Consider the following 17,524-nt stretch of genomic DNA (forward strand, 5'->3'; position numbering starts at 1 on the left):
TCCCGTGAGCGCCAAGCGGTCGACCTACGACCACGTCATCGTCGGCGGGGGATCGGCCGGGTGCGCACTGGGCAACCGCCTCAGTGCCGACGGCGCGAGCGTGCTCGTGCTGGAGGCGGGCCGCTCGGACATCAAGCTGGACCCCTTCATCCACATGCCGGCGGCCCTGCCCTACCCGATCGGCAACCGGCTCTACGACTGGAAGTACGAGTCCGAGCCGGAGCCGCACATGGGCGGGCGGACGGTCTACCACGCCCGCGGCAAGGTGCTCGGCGGGTCCTCGAGCATCAACGGCATGATCTTCCAGCGCGGCAACCCGCTCGACTACGAGCGCTGGGCGGCCGACCCGGGCATGGAGAGCTGGGACTACGCCCACTGCCTGCCCTACTTCAAGCGCATGGAGACCACGCTGGCCGGCGCGAACGAGTGGCGCGGCGGCAGCGGCCCGCTCGTGCTCGAGCGCGGCCCCGCCACCAGCCCGCTCTTCGGGGCCTTCTTCGAGGCCGTCCAGCAGGCCGGCCACCCGCTGACCGACGACGTCAACGGCTACCGGCAGGAGGGGTTCGCGAAGTTCGACCGCAACGTGCACAACGGCCGCCGCCTGAGCGCGGCGCGGGCCTACCTCCACCCGGTCCGCAAGCGGCCCAACCTGCGCGTCGAGACCCTCGCGATGGTCACCGGCCTCGAGATGGACGGCAACCGCGTCACCGGCGTGCGCTACCACCGGGCCGGTCGCGGCGACCACGTCGTGCAGGCCGGCGAGGTCATCCTCTGCGGCGGCGCCATCAACACCCCGCAGCTGTTGCTGCTGTCCGGCATCGGCCCCAAGGCCGACCTCGAGGCGCTCGGCATCGACGTCGTGGCCGACCTGCCGGGCGTCGGCGCGAACCTCCAGGACCACCTCGAGGTCTACATCCAGTACGCCTCCAAGCAGCCGGTCTCCATCGGACCGTGGCTCAAGCACCGGCACAAGCCGCGCATCGGTGCCGAGTGGCTGTTCCTGCACAAGGGCGTCGGCGCCAGCAACCACTTCGAGGCCGGCGGCTTCATCCGCAGCAACGACGAGGTCGCCTACCCGAACCTGATGTTCCACTTCCTGCCCATCGCGATCCGGTACGACGGGTCCCAGCCGGCCTCGGAGCACGGCTACCAGGTGCACATCGGCCCGATGTACTCCGACGTGCGGGGGAGCGTGACCCTGAAGTCGCGCGACCCCTTCGAGCACCCGGCGCTGCAGTTCAACTACCTCTCGACCGAGAACGACCGGCGGGAGTGGATCGAGATGGTGCGCGCGGCCCGCGACATCCTCAACCAGCCCGCGTTCGACGCGTTCAACGCCGGCGAGATCTCGCCGGGGCCGTCGGTGGAGACCGACCAGGAGATCCTCGACTGGGTCGCCAAGGACGCCGAGACCGCGCTGCACCCCTCCTGCACCGCCAAGATGGGCACCGGCGACGACGCCGTGCTCGACCCGACGAGCATGAAGGTGCACGGCGTCGAGGGCCTGCGGGCGGTCGACGCCTCCGCGATGCCCTACGTGACCAACGGCAACATCTACGCCCCGGTGATGATGCTGGCCGAGAAGGCCGCCGACCTGATCCTCGGCAACACCCCGCTGCCCCCGCTCGACGTCCCCTTCTACCGCCACGGAGCCGGCATGCCGCTCCAGCCGCCGACCCCGGGAGGTACCTCGTGACCGACACCCACGCCAGCCCCGCCGCACGCACCGACCCCGACAGGAGGCCGCAGGCGGACGTCTCCGGTCCCACCCGGGGCGGCAGCGCGCTGTCGGTGCAGAACCTCTGGAAGATCTTCGGGCCCACGGCCGACAAGATCATCGGCACCCCCGACGCCGACCTCTCGCGCGCCGAGCTCAAGGAGAAGACCGGCTGCGTGGTGGGGGTCAAGGACGTCTCGTTCGAGGTCGCGCCCGGCGAGGTCTTCGTGGTCATGGGGCTGTCGGGGTCGGGCAAGTCGACGCTGGTGCGCTGCCTGACGCGGCTCATCGAGCCGACGGCCGGCCAGGTCCGCCTCGCCGACCACGACGTCACGGCCGCCTCCGCCTCCGAGCTGCGCGAGCTGCGGCGTACGGACGTGTCGATGGTGTTCCAGCACTTCGGCCTGCTCCCGCACCGCCAGGTCATCGACAACGTCGCCTACGGCCTCGAGATCCGCGGCATCGCCAAGAAGGAGCGCCGCGCGAAGGCCGCCGAGGTCGTCGAGCTGGTGGGCCTGAGCGGCTACGAGACCTCCTACCCCGACCAGCTCTCGGGCGGCATGCAGCAGCGGGTCGGGCTGGCCCGCGCGCTCGCCGGCGACCCCGGGATGCTGCTCTTCGACGAGCCGTTCTCCGCCCTCGACCCGCTCATCCGGCGCGACATGCAGAACGAGGTCATCCGGCTCCAGGACGAGCTGCAGAAGACCTGCGTCTTCATCACCCACGACCTGTCCGAGGCGCTCAAGCTCGGCGACCGGATCCTCATCATGCGCGACGGTGAGATCGTCCAGATCGGCACGCCGGACGAGGTGGTGGGTGCCCCCGCCGACGACTACGTCCGCGAGTTCACCAGCGACGTGCCCAAGGCCCACGTCCTGACGCTCACGTGGGTCATGCGCGACCCCACCCCCGAGGACTCCCTCGAGGGGCCGGTGATGCCTCAGACCACGATCGTGCAGGAGGCGGCCCAGGCGGCGCTCTCCTCCGACCACCCCCTGCGCGTGGTCGACGACCGGGACAACCTCATCGGCATCGTCGACGACGCCGCTATCCTGCGCGTGGTCGTCGCCGAGGACTCCGGCTACACCGCGCGGCGCACCGCGGCGGTGGACGCCGGCACCCCCGGGGCGCCGTCGTGACGATGCTCCAGGACCGGCCCACCAGCGACAGCAGGCCGCCCGCCCCCCAGCGGCGACCGGACCTGCGGGAGCGGTGGCGGCTGATGCCGACGGCTCTCAAGGCCGGCGTCGTGCTGGTGCTCTGGTTCGTGGTGTGGCTGGTGCTGCGTGGCCAGGACACCCTCGTGCTCCCGGGACGCGACAGCACCGCGGTGCACGACTGGCTCACCGGCTTCCGCGACGACCTGCTCGCGAGCCGCGACACCAACGTCTTCATGCAGTTCACCGGGGTGGTCTCGGACGCGTTCTCCGCGCTCATCGAGTACCTCCAGGGTCTCGTCGCGGCGCCCGCCTTCCCCCGCCCGGTGCCGGAGATCGGCTGGCTGGGCGTGGTCGCGCTCGCCACCTGGGTCGGCTACGCCATCGCCTCCTGGCGGATCGCCGTCCTCGTCGCGGCCTCGTTCGTCTCCTTCGGCCTGCTGGGCTACTGGGAGGAGTCGATGGACACCCTGCTGGTGACCCTGTCCTCGGTGGGGGTCGCGGTGCTGGTCGGCATCCCGCTGGGCATCCTCATCGGGCGTCGCAAGTGGGCCGAGAACCTCGTGACGCCGGTGCTGGACGTCATGCAGACGATGCCGACCTTCGTCTACCTGATCCCGGTCGTGCTCTTCTTCGGCATCGGGACCTCCGGTGCCGTGGCGGCGACCATCATCTACGCGCTGCCGCCGGTCATCCGCATCACCGGCCACGGCATCCGGACCGTGTCGACGACCACCATCGAGGCCAGCGACTCCCTCGGACAGACCGACTGGCAGCGGCTGCGCCACGTGCAGCTGCCGATGGCCCGCAAGACCATCATCGTCGGCATCAACCAGACCACGATGGCCGCGCTGTCGATGGTGGTGCTGGCCGCCTTCGTCAACGGGCCCGGGCTCGGCGAGCCGGTGCTGGAGTCGCTGCGCATCCTCGACATCGGGCGCGGCTTCGTGCCGTCGCTGGCGATCGTGGTCATGGCGATCATGCTCGACCGCAGCACGACCGCGGCCAGCGAGCGCAGCGAGCGGGTCGCCCGCTCCGGCGGCGAGGACGTACGACGTCGCCGGATCACGCTCGCGGTCACCGGCGCGGCGGCGATCGGGGCGGTGCTCTACTCGCGCTACAGCCTCTGGGCCGCGGAGTTCCCCGAGACCTCGGTCGGCTCGACGCTCGCGGACTGGACCAACACCGTGGTGCGCGGCTTCACCGACAACTACTCGTCGGTGACCTCCTCGATCAAGGACGGCATCACGGCCGTCACCATCAACCCCCTCGAGGCGCTGATCGCCGACTCGCCGTGGTACCTCATGGCCGCGGTGATCCTGGCGCTCGGCTTCATCCTCGGCGGCTGGCGCGTGCTCCCGGTCGTCACCGCCTGCCTGGCGGGGCTGTACTTCCTCGACCTGTGGCACGACGCGATGGTCACGCTGACCATGGTCCTGGTCGCCACCGCGATCGTGATGGTGCTGGCGCTGGTCATCGGCGTCTGGATGGCCCGCTCGGCCCGCGCGGACCTCGTCATCCGCCCGGTCCTCGACGCCGCCCAGACGATCCCGCCGTTCGTCTACCTGCTGCCGTCGCTGGCGCTCTTCGGCCCGGGGCGCTTCGCCGCCATCGTGGCCGCGGTCGTCTACTCGGCCCCGGTCGCCATCAAGCTGGTCACCGACGGCATCCGGGGGGTGCCGGAGACCACCCTCGAGGCCTCCCGCTCCACCGGCACCTCGCGCTGGCAGGAGATCCGCAAGGTGCAGATCCCGATGGCGCGCGGCTCGCTGGTGCTGGCGGCCAACCAGGGCCTGCTCTACGTGCTGTCGATGGTCGCCATCGGCGGTCTCGTCGGTGCCGGCGCCCTCGGGTACGCCGTCGCGCTGGGCGTCTCGCGCAGCGAGGAGTGGGGCAAGGGCATGGCCGCGGGCATCTCGATCGTGCTGCTCGGGATCCTGCTCGACCGCATCATGCGCGGAGCGGCGCGGGTCAAGGCCGACCCGCTGGCCGGGGCCGGAGGATCCTCCGGGCCGCCCGTTTCGCCCGTTGCATGACCACTTCGGACCCAAACGTGACGGACTTGTGACCGTGCCGCGATCAGCGATCGGGCGTGGTCGGTACAGAGTGGCAGCAGAGACCGGACGCGAGACCGGGTCCGGTCGACGACGAAGGGGTACGACATGCGGAGAAGCAGGACCCGATCCTGGGGTGCCGTCTCCCTCGCCGCGGTGACAGCACTGGGGCTGTCCTCGTGCGGCGGGGGTTCCATCGACGAGGCCACCGAGGCCAACGAGGAGCAGGCTGCGCAGAGCGGCGGCGAGTGCGGCGACCTCAACATGGCCATCAACCCGTGGGTGGGTTTCGAGGCCAGCGCCTACGTCGTGGGCGAGCTCGCCAAGAGCGAGCTCGGCTGCAACGTCGAGTACAAGAACCTGAAGGAGGACGTCGCCTGGCAGGGCTTCGGCACCGGCGACGTCGACGTCGTCATCGAGGACTGGGGCCACCCCGACCTCGAGAAGAAGTTCTTCGAGGGCGAGGGCGACGGCTCCGCCATGGACATGGGGCCCAACGGCAACGTCGGCATCATCGGCTGGTACGTCCCGCCGTGGCTGGCCGAGGAGAACCCCGACATCCTGGACTGGGAGAACCTCAACGACTACGCCTCCGAGTTCGCCACCTCCGAGTCGGGCGGCAAGGGCCAGTTCCTCGGCGCCGACCCGTCGTACGTCCAGTTCGACGAGGCGATCGTGAGCAACCTCGACCTCGACTTCGAGGTCGTGTTCTCCGGCAGCGAGGCCGCCAGCATCGAGGCGTTCCGCAAGGCCGAGCAGAACAAGGAGTTCCTCATCGGCTACTTCTACGAGCCGCAGTGGTTCCTCTCCGAGGTGCCGCTGGAGAAGGTCGCGCTCCCGGAGTACACCGAGGGCTGCCAGGACGACCCGGCCGAGGTCGACTGCGACTACCCCGAGACCGAGCTGAAGAAGATCGTCGGCACGGACTGGGCCGAGTCGGGCGACACCTCGGTGGGCCTGGTCGAGAACTTCGAGTGGACCAACGACGACCAGAACACGGTCGCGAAGTACATCGCCGAGGACGGCATGTCCCAGGAGGACGCCGCGGCGAAGTGGATCGAGGAGAACCCCGACGTCTGGGAGCCCTGGCTCCAGTCGTGAGCCTGCGCGCAGGCTGAGCACACGCCGACGGGCCCCGGAGCTGCTGCTCCGGGGCCCGTTCGCGTGTGCGGCTAGTCGCGGACGACGCTCATCTCGAGCGTCGCGGTGTGGATGTCGAGCTGGCGCAGCAGGCCCGCGTAGACGTCGGTGTCGATCTGCCTCGGCAGCGAGCACGCGGCGCGCAGCGCCTGGTCGTGCTCGCCACGCTCGCGCAGCAGGTCGACGAGATCTTGTCGGTCAGCGTTCATCGGTGATGTGTCCTCCCTCACGTCCAGACCTACCCGGCCCCGGAGTTGGTCAATCGACCAGGAGGTGTTGTCAGTCGCTGGTGGTCCGGACCGGGCTCAGCGACCGGAGCCCTCGCGCGCGGTGTCGTCGATCGGGTCGGAGCGCTCCCAGTCCGCGGCCGCGTGGGTCTGCTCGCCCGTCCGGCTGGCCCAGGCCCAGCGCAGGAACCGCTCGGCGCTGCGCACGGAGTGCTGGCTGCGGACCGAGGGGAAGACGTCGAAGGCGTGCTGGGTGCCGGCGAGCTCGGTGTAGGCGACCGGCTGGTCGGTCGCCTCGCGCAGCGCGGCCACGAACGCCCGGGCCTGGGCGACCTCGACGAGGGTGTCGTTGGCGCCGTGGATGACGTAGAACGGCGGCGCGTGCGGCCCCACCCGCAGCAGCGGCGACCCCTTCTCGAACGGCTCGAGGTCCTCCTCGGGGTCGCTGAAGAGGACCCGGCGGGCCAGGAACCGGTCGCGCATCCGCAGCGCCGCCTTGCTGCCGGTGACGCCGGCGAAGTCGTAGACGCCGTAGAACGGCACCGCCGCCTGCAGCGTGGTGTCGACGTCCTCGAAGCCGGGCTGGTACTCCGGGTCGTTGGGCGTCAGCGCGGCCAGGGCAGCCAGGTGCCCCCCGGCGGACCCGCCCGTGATGGCGACGAACGACGGGTCGCCGCCGTGCTCGGCGATGTTCTCGCGGATCCAGGCGATCGCGCGCTTCACGTCCACGAGGTGCTCGGGGAACGCCACCCGCGGGCTGAGCCGGTAGTTCGGTGCGACGCAGACCCAGCCCCGCGAGGCCATGTGCTTCATCAGCGGGAGTCCCTGGTGGTCCTTCTCGCCGATGGTCCAGGCGCCTCCGTGCACCTGCAGCAGCACCGGGCGTCCCTGTGCGCCGCCCTCCGTGCCGCCTTCCGGCCGGTAGACGTCGAGGCGTCCGCGCCGGCCGTGGCCGGGGGCGTAGGTCAGGTCCTTGACCACCTCGACGCCGGGGACGGGCAGGCGGAAGGGCCACACCAGCTGGCGCAGCGGCGTGCGCCAGTCGAGGTCGTCGTACTCCTGGCGGAGGCGGTCGAGGTGGTCGCCGCCGAGGCCCTCGTCCAGGCCCCGCTCGAAGGCGGCCTGGGAGCGTCGGCCCTGCTGGGTGACGTGGGCGAGCGCGAGGGAGTTCAGCAGCCCGAGGAGCGGCGCAGCGCTGCGGCCGCGGGTGCGCCGGACCTCGAGGACGGTGTCGACCAGCGTGCCGGCGATCACGTGGGGGGCGAGCTCGGAGACCAGCCAGCCGGCGAACATCGCCGGCACGCTCGCGGCCGCGCCGGGCACCGGCTTGATCGCGTTGGCGGCCAGGGCCGAGGTCACCAGCTGGCGGCTCAGGTAGGACATGGCAGGACCCTAGTCAGTGGGGCGGAGCCCGTGAGGCTCGTCTCAGAAGTAGAACGTGTTCCAGTCCGGGCCTCTATAGTTCTCCCATGAAACGCCTGAGCGGCCTCGACGCGTCCTTCCTCTACCTCGAGACCTCCACCCAGCTCCTGCACGTCTGCGGCGTCTTCGTGCTCCAGCCGGACTCGATCCCCGGCGGCTACTCCTTCGCCACCATGCGCGCCGAGCTGGGCCGGCGGGTCGCCGCAGTGCCGGAGTTCCGGCAGAAGCTGCGCCGCGTGCCGCTCGACCTCGACCACCCGGTGTGGGTCGACGACACCGACTTCGACATCGACCGCCACGTCCACCGCCTCGCCCTGCCCGCCCCGGGCGGCGACGCCGAGCTCGCCGAGGTGGCCGGCCACCTCGCCGGCATCCCGCTGGACCGCTCGCGCCCGCTGTGGGAGATGTGGCTGATCGAGGGCCTCGCCGACGGTCGCATCGCGGTCTTCTCCAAGATGCACCACGCCACCGTCGACGGCATGTCGGGGATGAACCTGCTGGCCCACCTGTGCAGCCTCGAGCCGGAGGCGCCGGCGCCCCCGGAGCTGGCGCTCGACCGCCACGCGCCGGGCGAGCTCAACCTCCTCGGTCGGGCCGTCGTCCGGACTGCGACCCGCCCGCTGCAGCTCGCCAAGCTGGTGGCGCCGACGGTCGGGGCGCTCAGTGGCTCGCTCGGCCGGGCGCGCCGGGGGGCGGCCATGGCGGCGCCGTTCACCGCCCCGCGCACGCCCTTCAACGGCACCATCAGCGGCCACCGCACGATCGCCTTCGTCTCGCTCGACCTGGCCAAGGTCAAGGCCGTCAAGAACGCCACCGGCAGCACGGTCAACGACGTCGTGCTGACCATGTGCGGCGGAGCGTTGCGCCGCTACCTGGCCGGGCGGGACGCCCTGCCGGAGACGTCGCTGCTGGCGACCGTGCCCGTCTCGGTGCGCGACAGCGACAAGGTGTCGGGCGCCAACCAGGTGTCGGCGCTGTTCTCGCGCCTCGGCACCGACGTGGAGGACCCGCTCGAGCGCCTCGGCCAGCTCTCGGAGAGCAACCGCACGGCGAAGGACCACCAGCAGGCCATCCCGGCCGAGGCGCTCCAGGAGTGGGCGGAGCTGGCGGCGCCCAAGACCTTCGGCCTGGCGGTCCGCGTCTACTCCGGCCTGCGGCTGGCCGAGAAGCACAAGGTGGTCCACAACCTGGTGATCTCGAACGTCCCCGGGCCGCCGGTGCCGGTCTACTTCATGGGGGCGCTCATCGAGGCGATGTACCCGCTCGGCCCGATCTTCCACGGCGCCGGCCTGAACATCACCGTGATCTCCAGCAACGGCCGCATCCACGTCGGGATCATCGGCTGTGCCGAGGCGGCACCGGACCTGTGGGACCTCGCCAAGCACGTGCCGGACGAGCTCGAGGCGCTGGTGGCGGCTTGCGGCACCGGTGACGAGGACTAGACTAGAACACGTTCCAGTTTCGAGCGCGTGAGGAGCGTCCGTGCAGCAGGCGCCGTCGGAGACCCAGCAGGCCGTGCGCGACGTCGCCCGGACCGTCTTCGACCGGGCGACGGACGTCAGCGAGGTCACCTGGCGGACCTTCGCCGACGCGGGCCTGCTGGCGCTCGCCGTCCCCGAGGCGTACGGCGGCGAGGGGCTCGGCCTGACCGAGGTCGGCGAGCTGCTCGGCGAGACCGGCCGGCGCCGGGCCGTCCTGCCGGTGTGGGAGACGCTCACCGCCACGCTCACCGTCGCCCGCTGCGGCACCGAGGCCCAGCAGGACCGGGTGCTCACCGGCCTCGCCACGGGCGACCGGCGGGCCACCGCGGCCCTGGCCGAGCCGGGCTCGGCGTTCCCGCGGCGCCCCTCGACGCGCCTCAGCCGTGACGGGGCCGGGTGGCGCCTGTCCGGTCGCGCCACCGGCGTCTGCGGGCTCGACGGGTCCACCACCGTCCTCGTCCCGGCCTCGCTCGCCGACGACGGCGACCACGTGGTGGTGGTTCTGGTCGACCCCGGTGCTCCCGGCGTCGACGCCCTGCCGACCCACAGCTCCCGCGGGGCGACCGAGCACACGCTCGTGCTGACCGACGTGGCCGTGGCGGTCGAGGACGTCCTCGGCGGCGCGCCGGGCACCGCGGGGGCTGCGGACGCGGCAGCGGTGCTGCGTCGGCACGCGGTGGCCGGGCTGTGCCTGCTGGGCCACGGGCTCCTGGTCGGTGCCTGCGAGCTGACCGCGGCCTACGTGGCCGAGCGTCGGCAGTTCGGCCGGGCGCTCGCCGAGTTCCAGGCCGTCGCCATGCAGATGGCCGACGTCTACGTCGCGACGCGCACCACCGGCCTGACCGCCCAGGCAGCGGCGTGGCGCGTCGCCGAGGGGCTGCCGGCCGAGGACGACCTGGCCGTCGCGGCGCACTGGTTCGCCGTCGAGGGCCCCGCCGCCCTGCACACCTGCCACCACCTGCACGGCGGCACCGGCGTCGACATCACCTACCCGCTCCACGTCGCCTCGTCGTGGGTCAAGGACGTCGCCCGGCTGCTCGGGGGCGAGCGCGCGACCCTGGACGCCGTACCGGTGGCGGAGACCGCGGGCAAGAACCTCGAGCTGACCGCCGAGCAGCGCGCGTTCAAGAGCGAGGCGCGCGCCTACTTCGCCGGTCTCGTCGGGCCCGAGGACCGGCGCACGCTGCTCACCGAGCGGCACGGCGACACCTACGAGCGCATCGTCAAGCAGATGGGTGCCGACGGCTGGATGGGCGTCGGCTGGCCGGTGGAGTACGGCGGTCGCGGGCTCGGCGAGGTCGAGCAGCAGGTCTTCGCCAACGAGGCCGCTCGCGCCGACGTCCACCTGCCCGCGGTGACGCTGCAGACCGTCGGACCGACCCTGATGGCGCACGGCACCGAGCGGCAGAAGGAGCTGTTCCTGGCCGACATCCTGACCGGCGACGTGCACTTCGCCATCGGCTACAGCGAGCCGGACGCCGGCACCGACCTGGCCTCGCTGCGCTGTCAGGCCCGGCGCGAGGGCGACCACTACGTCGTCAACGGCCAGAAGATGTGGACCACCGGTGGTCACGCCGCCGACTACGTCTGGCTCGCGGTGCGCACCGACCCCGACGCGCCCAAGCACCGGGGGATCTCGGTGCTCATCGTCGACACCCGTGACGAGGGCTACTCCTGGACCCCGATCATCACCGCCGACGGGTCCCACCACGTCAACGCCACCTCCTTCCACGACGTCCGCGTCCCGGTGGACATGCTGGTGGGGGAGGAGAACCAGGGGTGGCGGCTGATCACCAGCCAGCTCAACCACGAGCGCGTGATGCTCGCACCGGCCGGACGGTTCGAGGGCCTGCGCGACCTGGTGTGTGACTGGGCCGCCACGCAGGTGGCGCCCGACGGGCGCACGGTGCTGGAGCAGCCCGACGTGCGCGACCTGCTCGCGGAGGTGACCGCCGTCTTCCGGGTCAACGAGCTGCTGAACTGGCAGGTCTGCGCCGCCTCCGCCACGGGTGAGCCCGCGGTCGCCGACGCGAGCGCCAGCAAGGTGTTCGCCTCCGAGCGGCTGCAGACCGTCGGGCGCCGGCTCGAGGAGGTCGTACGCCGCCACGGCGACCCGTCGGACCCCGCCACCGACGAGCTGCTGCGCTACCTGGACAGCCAGGCCAAGCGCTACCTCGTGCTGACCTTCGGCGGCGGCGTCAACGAGGTCCAGCGCGAGCTGGTCTGCCTCTTCGGCCTCGGGCTGCCCAAGGTGCCGAGGTGAGCGACGACGTGGTCCTCGCCCGCGCCGCGGAGCTCAGGGCGCGGGGCGCGAAGGCCCCGCGACTGGCCCGTGACCCGGTCAACCAGCCACAGGTGCACGCCTGGCTGGACGCGATCGGCGAGGAGAACCCGACCTTCCGCGACACCGACGAGGCCCGCGCGCTCCGCGGCGGACCGGTGGCGCCGCCGGCGATGGCGCAGGTCTGGACGATGTACGGGCTGACCGCGGAGCGACCGGCCGACGACCCGCTGCACACGATGATGGGGGTGCTCGACGAGGCCGGGTTCACCTCGGTGCTGGGGACGAACTGCGACCAGACCTACGACCGGCCGCTGCGCCCGGGCGAGCGCGTCTCGGTGACCACCGCGCTGGAGTCGGTGGTCGGCCCCAAGCGGACCGGCGTCGGGGAGGGGTGGTTCGTCACCACCCGGTCGGTGTGGCGGGTCGGGGAGGAGCAGGTCGCCACCATGATCTTCCGGGTGCTGAAGTTCCGGCCCCGGGCCGCCGGTGGCGAGCAGGACGTGAGCGACCCGTCGCGCACGGTGCGGCCGATGGTCAACCGCGACACCGCGTTCTTCTGGGAGGGCACCCGCCGCGGAGAGCTCAGGATCCAACGGTGCAACGCGTGCGGGGAGCTGCGCCACCCGCCCGGACCGATGTGCCCGAGCTGCGGTGCCGCGGATCGCGGCCACGTCGTCGCCTCCGGCCGGGGGCGGGTCCACTCGTTCGTGGTGCACCACGCCCCGGCCGTGCCCGGCAAGAGGCTGCCGCTGGTCGTCGGCGTGGTGGAGACCGAGGAGGGTGTGCGCATGGTCGGCGAGCTGCGCGGGGTGGCATCGCAGGGCCCCGACGGACCGGCGATCGACCAGGCCGTGGTCGTCGACCTCGAGCGGATCGACGACGAGCTGACGCTCCCGGTGTGGCGGGTCGGACCTCCTCCCCCCGAGACACCGGTGGTGACGCGCGAGCTCCCGGGCGAGGACGACGGTACCGTCCGCCTACCACCGTGGGAGCTGCCGGTGACGACGCGGCTGGTCGTCGCGAGCGCCCTCGCCACCCGCGACTACCAGGACGTCCACCACGACCCGGAGCTGGCACGCCGGCGTGGGTCGAAGGACATCTTCCTCAACATCCTCACCACCACCGGGCTGGTGCAGCGCTACGTCGGCTCGTGGGCCGGCTGGGACGCCGAGGTGCGGGCGTGCGAGCTGCGGCTCGGGGCGCCCGCCCACCCCGGCGACACCGTCGCCTTCAGCGGTCGGGTCGTCGAGGTGCGCGACGGCGGGGAGCAGCAGCACGTGGTCGAGGTGGTCGGCACCGTCGGCACGGGCACCCACGTGACGGCGCGGGTCACGGTCGTGCTCGGCACCGGGCGGGGGGCGCGGTCGTGAGCGGGTCGACGTACCCGACGCGCGGGCTGCGCGGGGTCGCCTCGATCGCCGGGATCGGCGCCACGGACTTCTCCAAGGACTCGGGGCGCTCGGAGCTGCAGCTCTCGTGCGAGGCGACGCTGGCCGCCCTGGCGGACGCCGGGCTGGCGCCGTCGGACGTCGACGGCCTGGTCACCTTCACCATGGACAGCAGCAGCGAGATCGCGCTGGCCCGGGAGCTGGGGATCGGCGAGCTGCGCTTCTTCAGCCGCATCTCGTACGGCGGCGGTGCGGCCTGCGCGACCGTCCAGCAGGCCGCCATGGCGGTCGCGACCGGGGTGGCGGACGTCGTGGTCTGCTACCGCGGCTTCAACGAGCGGTCGGGGCAGCGCTTCGGCCAGGTGCAGAGCTGGGCCGCGACCCAGGTCAACACCAACGGCCTGGACAACGCCTTCTCCTACCCGATGGGGCTGAGCACGCCGGCGGCGACGGTCGCGATGCAGGCGCGGCGCTACCTGCACGAGCACGGAGCCACCAGCGAGGATTTCGGTCGGGTCGCGGTCGCGGGTAGGCGTCACGCCGCGGTGAACCCGCACGCCTGGTTCCACGGCCGGCCGATCACGCTCGAGGACCACCAGGCCTCACGGATGATCGCCGACCCGCTGCGGCTGCTGGACTGCTGCCAGGAGAGCGACGGCGCGGTGGCGGTCGTCGTGACCTCCACCGAGCGGGCCCGCGACCTGCGGCACGGCGCGGTGCCGGTGCTGGCGGCGGCCCAGGGCAGCGCGGCGGACCAGTTCGTCATGACGTCCTACTACCGCCACGACCTCGGCATCCCGGAGATGGGGGTGGTGGGACGCGAGCTCTGGCGGCAGTCCGGGCTGCGGCCCGACGACATGGACGCGGCCGTCCTCTACGACCACTTCACGCCGTACGTGCTCATGCAGCTCGAGGAGCTGGGGTTCTGCGGCCGCGGCGAGGCGCCGGGGTTCGTGGCCGACGGGGGGATCGAGATCGGGGGCCGGCTGCCGGTGAACACCCACGGCGGCCAGCTCGGCGAGGCCTACGTCCACGGCATGAACGGCATCGCCGAGGGCGTGCGGCAGCTGCGCGGCGCCAGCGTCAACCAGGTCGACGGCGCCGCCCACGTCCTGGTCACGGCGGGCACGGGCGTGCCGACCTCGGGCCTCGTGCTGGGCCGGGACTGACCCGGTCCTGACGGCCGGTTGCCCTCCGGGCGGCGTCGGCGCGACAGTGGAGGATGGCTGTCGACCCCGCCGCCCTGCTCGTCGCCGCGCTCCCGGAGCTGCGGGCCCACCCCACCGTGGCGCGCGTGCGTGCGTACGCCGCCGGGCGGGCCGTCGTGGACAGCGAGCGGGCGCAGGTGGTCTGGGAGCCTCGGCGGGTGGTGCCGTGCTTCGCCGTGCCGCGCGACGACGTCGACGCCGAGCTGGTGCCCTACGACGGGCCGGTCGCCTCCGAGCAGGCCGTGCCGCTCGCGGTGCCGGCCCACGGCTCGGACGGGACCGGCACGGCTGCCGTGCTGGACCCGCGGACGCCGTTCACCGCCCACAGCTGCCCGGGGCGCTCCTGGACGCTGCGGGTCGGCGACGTCGAGCTGGCCGGTGCCGGCTTCACGCCGGACGACCCCGACCTCGCCGACCACGTGCTGCTCGACTGGGAGGCCTTCGAGCAGTGGCGCGAGGAGGAGGACGTCGTCGTCGGGCACCCGCACGACCCCTTCGACCGCATCGACTGCCGGCAGAGCTCGCGCCACGTCGTGGTCTCCGCCGACGGCACCGTCCTGGCCGACACCCGCCGTGCCGTGCTGCTGATGGAGACACCGCTGCCGCTGCGCTACTACGTCCCCCTCGAGGACGTCGCCCAGGAGCTCCTCGTGCCCTCGCCGACCCGCACGGTGTGCGCCTACAAGGGCACGGCGGCCTACTGGTCGGTCCGCGTCGACGGACGTGAGCTGACCGACCTGGCGTGGACCTACCGCGACCCGCTCCACGACGCCCTGCCGGTGCGCGACCTCGTCGGCTTCTTCACCGAGCGGGTGGACCTCACCCTCGACGGCCGGCGCCTGCCCCGCCCGGTGACGCCTGGTCGTGAGCCCGGGAGACCCCGGCCGAGGGCCTCAGAATCCGCCGAAGTCGCCCCCGAAGTCGAAGCCGCCGGAGTCGCCGCCCCAGCCTCCGCTGTCGCCGCCACCGCCCCAGTCCCCGCCACTGTCACCGCCACTGTCACCGCCCGCGTCACCTCCGGCGTCCCCACCGTCACCACCGGCGTCGCCGCCCCCGCCGGCGTCGCCGGTGTCGAAGCCGTCGGCGGGGGTGCCGTCCCAGCTGCTGGCGAGCAGGGTGCCCACCAGGAAGGCCGGCAGCAGGCCGCCGGCGGCGTAGGCGCCGAAGTAGCCGGAGGCCCACGGCGAGTACGCCGGACCGGCCTGCCAGTAGGGCACCCGGCCGGCGCCCTGGGGGACCGTGCGGACGTCGGGCTCGGCCCCCTGGGCGAGCCGGTCGGCGTCGGCGGGGCAGACGGGGATCTGACGTTGCTGGCCGCCCGGGGGCGCCCACGCGACGTCGACGCTGGAGGGTCCGTGGGCGGGGTTGAAGAAGCACGGCGGGCGGCGGGTGGGCAGCGGCCGGCCCTCGCGTCGCGCCCGCACGCAGGCCACGGCGTAGCGACCGTCCTCGAGGGCCGCGGTGACGTGGCGGACCTCGTCGGGGTCCTGGAGCAGCTCGAGGGAGCGGGAGGCCGACTCGTAGGAGTCGAGGGCGCGCTGCCAGTCCTGGAGCATCGCCTCGTCGGTGCTGCTCATGGCCACGTCGCCGTCGAGACGCTGCAGCTCCTCACCGAAGCGGGTCACGTCCTCCTGCGCCGTACGTCGTGCCGCGTCCAGGTCGGCGGCGCGGACCGCCTTCGGCGACCGTCCTGCCCCACCGGGACCGAGCGAGCCGCGGGAGGCGGCCGAGCGCGAGCGGACGACGTACCAGACCGCGGCGAGGACGAGGACCAGCAGCAGGATCTCCATGGATCCACGCTACCCGCGGCCGTGGAGCGCTCAGGCGCGAAGGACGACGAGCACGGCGTCGTCGGCGCCCTGCCCCGACTTGCCGAGCACGAAGTCGGCGATGTCCTCGGCGTCCTGGTCGGCCAGTCCGTGCAGCGTGCCGACGAGCCACTGGGTCCCGGTGGTCAGCGAGGAGTGGCGCCGCAGCAGCAGGCCGTCGCTGCACAGCACCAGGGTCCCCCCGGGCGGGACGGTGACGACGTGCTCGGTGCGGGCGGTGGCGGGATCCACGCCGAGGAGCAGGTCGGGGCCGAGCGTGAGGGCGGACGCCTCGCCGGCGGGGGGCAGCAGCACCGGGGGAGGGTGGCCCGCGTTGCTCCACCTCACCTCCAGCCCGTCCGGCACGGTGCGCACGTGCGCCAGCAGGGCCGTGGCCACGGTGCCGGGGCTGGTGCCGGCGAGCGCCCGGTCCAGTCCCGCGAGCAGGTCGCGGGGTCCGGCGGGAGCCAGGGCGAAGGCGGCACCGTGGAGGAGCGACCGCACCCGTGCGACGGCGCTCGGGCCCTGGTCGTCCGGGTCCTCGCGGTCGTCGAGGTCGCCGACGACGACGGCGAGGTCCCCGCCGGGCAGGTCGAACACGTCGTACCAGTCGCCGCCACGCTGGGCCGCGCGACGTGAGGGCCGGTGCCGCACGGCGATCTGCGGCCGGGGTGTCCCCGGGGGGCGTGCGGCGGTGCCGGTCGGTGTCGCCCGGGCCGGGACGGGGAGAGGAGAGACGTCGCGGGCCCGCACCCGGTCGAGGGTCTGGCGCAGCAGCGCGGCCACCAGGCGGACGAAGTCGTGGTACTCGCGGTCGAAGAGCAGCATCGGGCTCGGCGTGACGACCAGGTGGCCGGGCTCGGACCCCGGCGGGGTCAGCGGCAGCCACACCGTGCGCCCGCCGTCACCGTTGAGGATGAACTCGCGGGAGGTGGACGCCTGCGGGGGAAGAGGCCCGGGGGGCTCGGGGACGTCGTCGGTGGCGCCGGACCAGGCGGCGGGCAGGTGGAAGGCCACGTCGGGCAGGTCACGCTCGGCCGAGCGCAGCACCGTCAGGGCGACCGCGGCCACCTGGTCGGCGCGGGACACGGTCGCGAGCTGCTCGGCGAGCACGCCCAGCAGCTCGACGCGGCGACGGGCCAGCACCTCCACGGTCGTCTCCGTGGCGATGTTGATGACGCCGCCGATGACGCCGCCCGGACCGCGGACGGGGGAGTAGGACCAGGTGAACCAGCACTCCTCGAGGAAGCCGTGGCGCTGCAGCGGCACGAGGGCGTTGTGGACCATCACCGCCGGCTCCCCGGCCAGCACGCTGCGCATCATCGGTCCGACCACGTCCCACGACTCCGGCGCCACGTCCTGGACCGGTCGTCCCAGCGCCGTCGGGTGCTTGTCGCCGATGAGCGCGACGAAGGCCTCGTTGTAGACCAGCCGCAGCTCGGGTCCCCAGAGCAGGGAGACCGGGAACGGCGTGTGCGTCATCAGGTCGACCGTCCCGAGGAGCGTCGCGCTCCACGAGTCGACCGGTCCCAGGGGAGTCGCGGCCCAGTCCACGGCGTCGTACGCCGCGGCGAGGGGGCCGAACTCCCGGGAGAAGATGTGCACGACGCGATCTAACCACCGACGGGGCGCGTGGGG

13 protein-coding genes are annotated in these 17,524 nt (G+C 72.9%); 8 read left to right on the forward strand and 5 right to left on the reverse strand.

Annotated elements, in window-relative coordinates; all coding sequences use genetic code 11:
- Nucleotides 1–4: 4 nt before the first annotated feature.
- The 4 genes from betA (at nucleotide 5) to G7072_RS07550 (ending at nucleotide 6,029) form a co-directional block, all read left to right on the forward strand.
- On the forward strand, nucleotides 5–1,696 hold the full coding sequence (gene betA, locus G7072_RS07535; RefSeq protein WP_166085050.1) for a choline dehydrogenase: 1,692 nt from the start codon (nucleotides 5–7) through the stop codon (nucleotides 1,694–1,696).
- Entirely contained in the window at nucleotides 1,693–2,856 is a 1,164-nt protein-coding gene (locus G7072_RS07540) for a glycine betaine/L-proline ABC transporter ATP-binding protein (RefSeq protein WP_240917194.1), read from the forward strand. Before betA ends, G7072_RS07540 begins: the two co-directional genes overlap by 4 nt.
- Before the next feature lie 2 nt (nucleotides 2,857–2,858).
- Nucleotides 2,859–4,910 (forward strand): ABC transporter permease subunit, encoded by a 2,052-nt coding sequence (locus tag G7072_RS07545; RefSeq protein ID WP_206063411.1) that lies wholly within the window; start codon nucleotides 2,859–2,861, stop codon nucleotides 4,908–4,910.
- Between the two features lie 174 nt (nucleotides 4,911–5,084).
- On the forward strand, nucleotides 5,085–6,029 hold the full coding sequence (locus G7072_RS07550; RefSeq protein WP_240917195.1) for an ABC transporter substrate-binding protein: 945 nt from the start codon (nucleotides 5,085–5,087) through the stop codon (nucleotides 6,027–6,029).
- Nucleotides 6,030–6,100: 71 nt separating this feature from the next.
- On the opposite strand, the gene G7072_RS07555 is transcribed toward G7072_RS07550, so the two are convergent.
- Nucleotides 6,101–6,277 (reverse strand): hypothetical protein, encoded by a 177-nt coding sequence (locus G7072_RS07555; protein WP_166085056.1) that lies wholly within the window; start codon nucleotides 6,275–6,277, stop codon nucleotides 6,101–6,103.
- A gap of 96 nt (nucleotides 6,278–6,373) precedes the next feature.
- On the reverse strand, nucleotides 6,374–7,678 hold the full coding sequence (locus G7072_RS07560) for an alpha/beta hydrolase (protein WP_166085058.1): 1,305 nt from the start codon (nucleotides 7,676–7,678) through the stop codon (nucleotides 6,374–6,376).
- Between the two features lie 86 nt (nucleotides 7,679–7,764).
- Here G7072_RS07560 and G7072_RS07565 point away from each other — a divergent pair, with 86 nt between their 5' ends.
- Genes G7072_RS07565 through G7072_RS07580 form a run of 4 tightly spaced genes read left to right on the forward strand, consistent with a single transcriptional unit; the run spans nucleotide 7,765 to nucleotide 14,039 of the window.
- Nucleotides 7,765–9,159, forward strand: coding sequence for a wax ester/triacylglycerol synthase family O-acyltransferase (locus G7072_RS07565; protein WP_166085060.1), 1,395 nt, complete (start codon nucleotides 7,765–7,767; stop codon nucleotides 9,157–9,159).
- Nucleotides 9,160–9,199: 40 nt separating this feature from the next.
- The gene (locus G7072_RS07570; RefSeq protein ID WP_166085062.1) at nucleotides 9,200–11,461 is read left to right on the forward strand and encodes an acyl-CoA dehydrogenase; all 2,262 of its coding nucleotides are present in this window, start codon (nucleotides 9,200–9,202) and stop codon (nucleotides 11,459–11,461) included.
- Nucleotides 11,458–12,852, forward strand: a complete 1,395-nt coding sequence (locus G7072_RS07575) for a MaoC family dehydratase N-terminal domain-containing protein (protein WP_166085064.1) — start codon at nucleotides 11,458–11,460, stop codon at nucleotides 12,850–12,852. The genes G7072_RS07570 and G7072_RS07575 overlap by 4 nt, the downstream gene beginning before the upstream one ends.
- Nucleotides 12,849–14,039: a lipid-transfer protein gene (locus G7072_RS07580; RefSeq protein ID WP_240917196.1), complete on the forward strand. Its 1,191-nt coding sequence runs from the start codon at nucleotides 12,849–12,851 to the stop codon at nucleotides 14,037–14,039. Before G7072_RS07575 ends, G7072_RS07580 begins: the two co-directional genes overlap by 4 nt.
- Nucleotides 14,040–14,289: 250 nt before the next feature.
- Here the strand turns inward: G7072_RS07580 and G7072_RS20000 are convergent, their stop codons facing one another.
- From G7072_RS20000 to G7072_RS07595, 3 genes are all read right to left on the reverse strand, one after another.
- On the reverse strand, nucleotides 14,290–14,469 hold the full coding sequence (locus tag G7072_RS20000; RefSeq protein ID WP_240917197.1) for a hypothetical protein: 180 nt from the start codon (nucleotides 14,467–14,469) through the stop codon (nucleotides 14,290–14,292).
- 502 nt (nucleotides 14,470–14,971) lie between these two features.
- A complete protein-coding gene (locus G7072_RS07590) occupies nucleotides 14,972–15,868 on the reverse strand; it encodes a hypothetical protein (protein WP_166085066.1) in 897 nt (298 codons plus the stop codon).
- A gap of 30 nt (nucleotides 15,869–15,898) precedes the next feature.
- The gene (locus G7072_RS07595) at nucleotides 15,899–17,491 is read right to left on the reverse strand and encodes a PP2C family protein-serine/threonine phosphatase (RefSeq protein WP_166085068.1); all 1,593 of its coding nucleotides are present in this window, start codon (nucleotides 17,489–17,491) and stop codon (nucleotides 15,899–15,901) included.
- Nucleotides 17,492–17,524 lie beyond the last annotated feature (33 nt).

It is taken from the genome of Nocardioides sp. HDW12B (assembly GCF_011299595.1).
GTDB lineage: Bacteria > Actinomycetota > Actinomycetes > Propionibacteriales > Nocardioidaceae > Marmoricola_A.

What these genes read in the sequence shown, in the direction of transcription:
- G7072_RS07560 (WP_166085058.1), bottom strand. Translation starts at nt 7,678, where the DNA reads ATGTCCTACCTGAGCCGCCAGCTGGTGACCTCGGCCCTGGCCGCCAAC.
- G7072_RS07555 (WP_166085056.1), bottom strand. Translation starts at nt 6,277, where the DNA reads ATGAACGCTGACCGACAAGATCTCGTCGACCTGCTGCGCGAGCGTGGC.
- G7072_RS07590 (WP_166085066.1), bottom strand. Translation starts at nt 15,868, where the DNA reads ATGGAGATCCTGCTGCTGGTCCTCGTCCTCGCCGCGGTCTGGTACGTC.
- G7072_RS07545 (WP_206063411.1), top strand. Translation starts at nt 2,859, where the DNA reads ATGCTCCAGGACCGGCCCACCAGCGACAGCAGGCCGCCCGCCCCCCAG.
- G7072_RS07565 (WP_166085060.1), top strand. Translation starts at nt 7,765, where the DNA reads ATGAAACGCCTGAGCGGCCTCGACGCGTCCTTCCTCTACCTCGAGACC.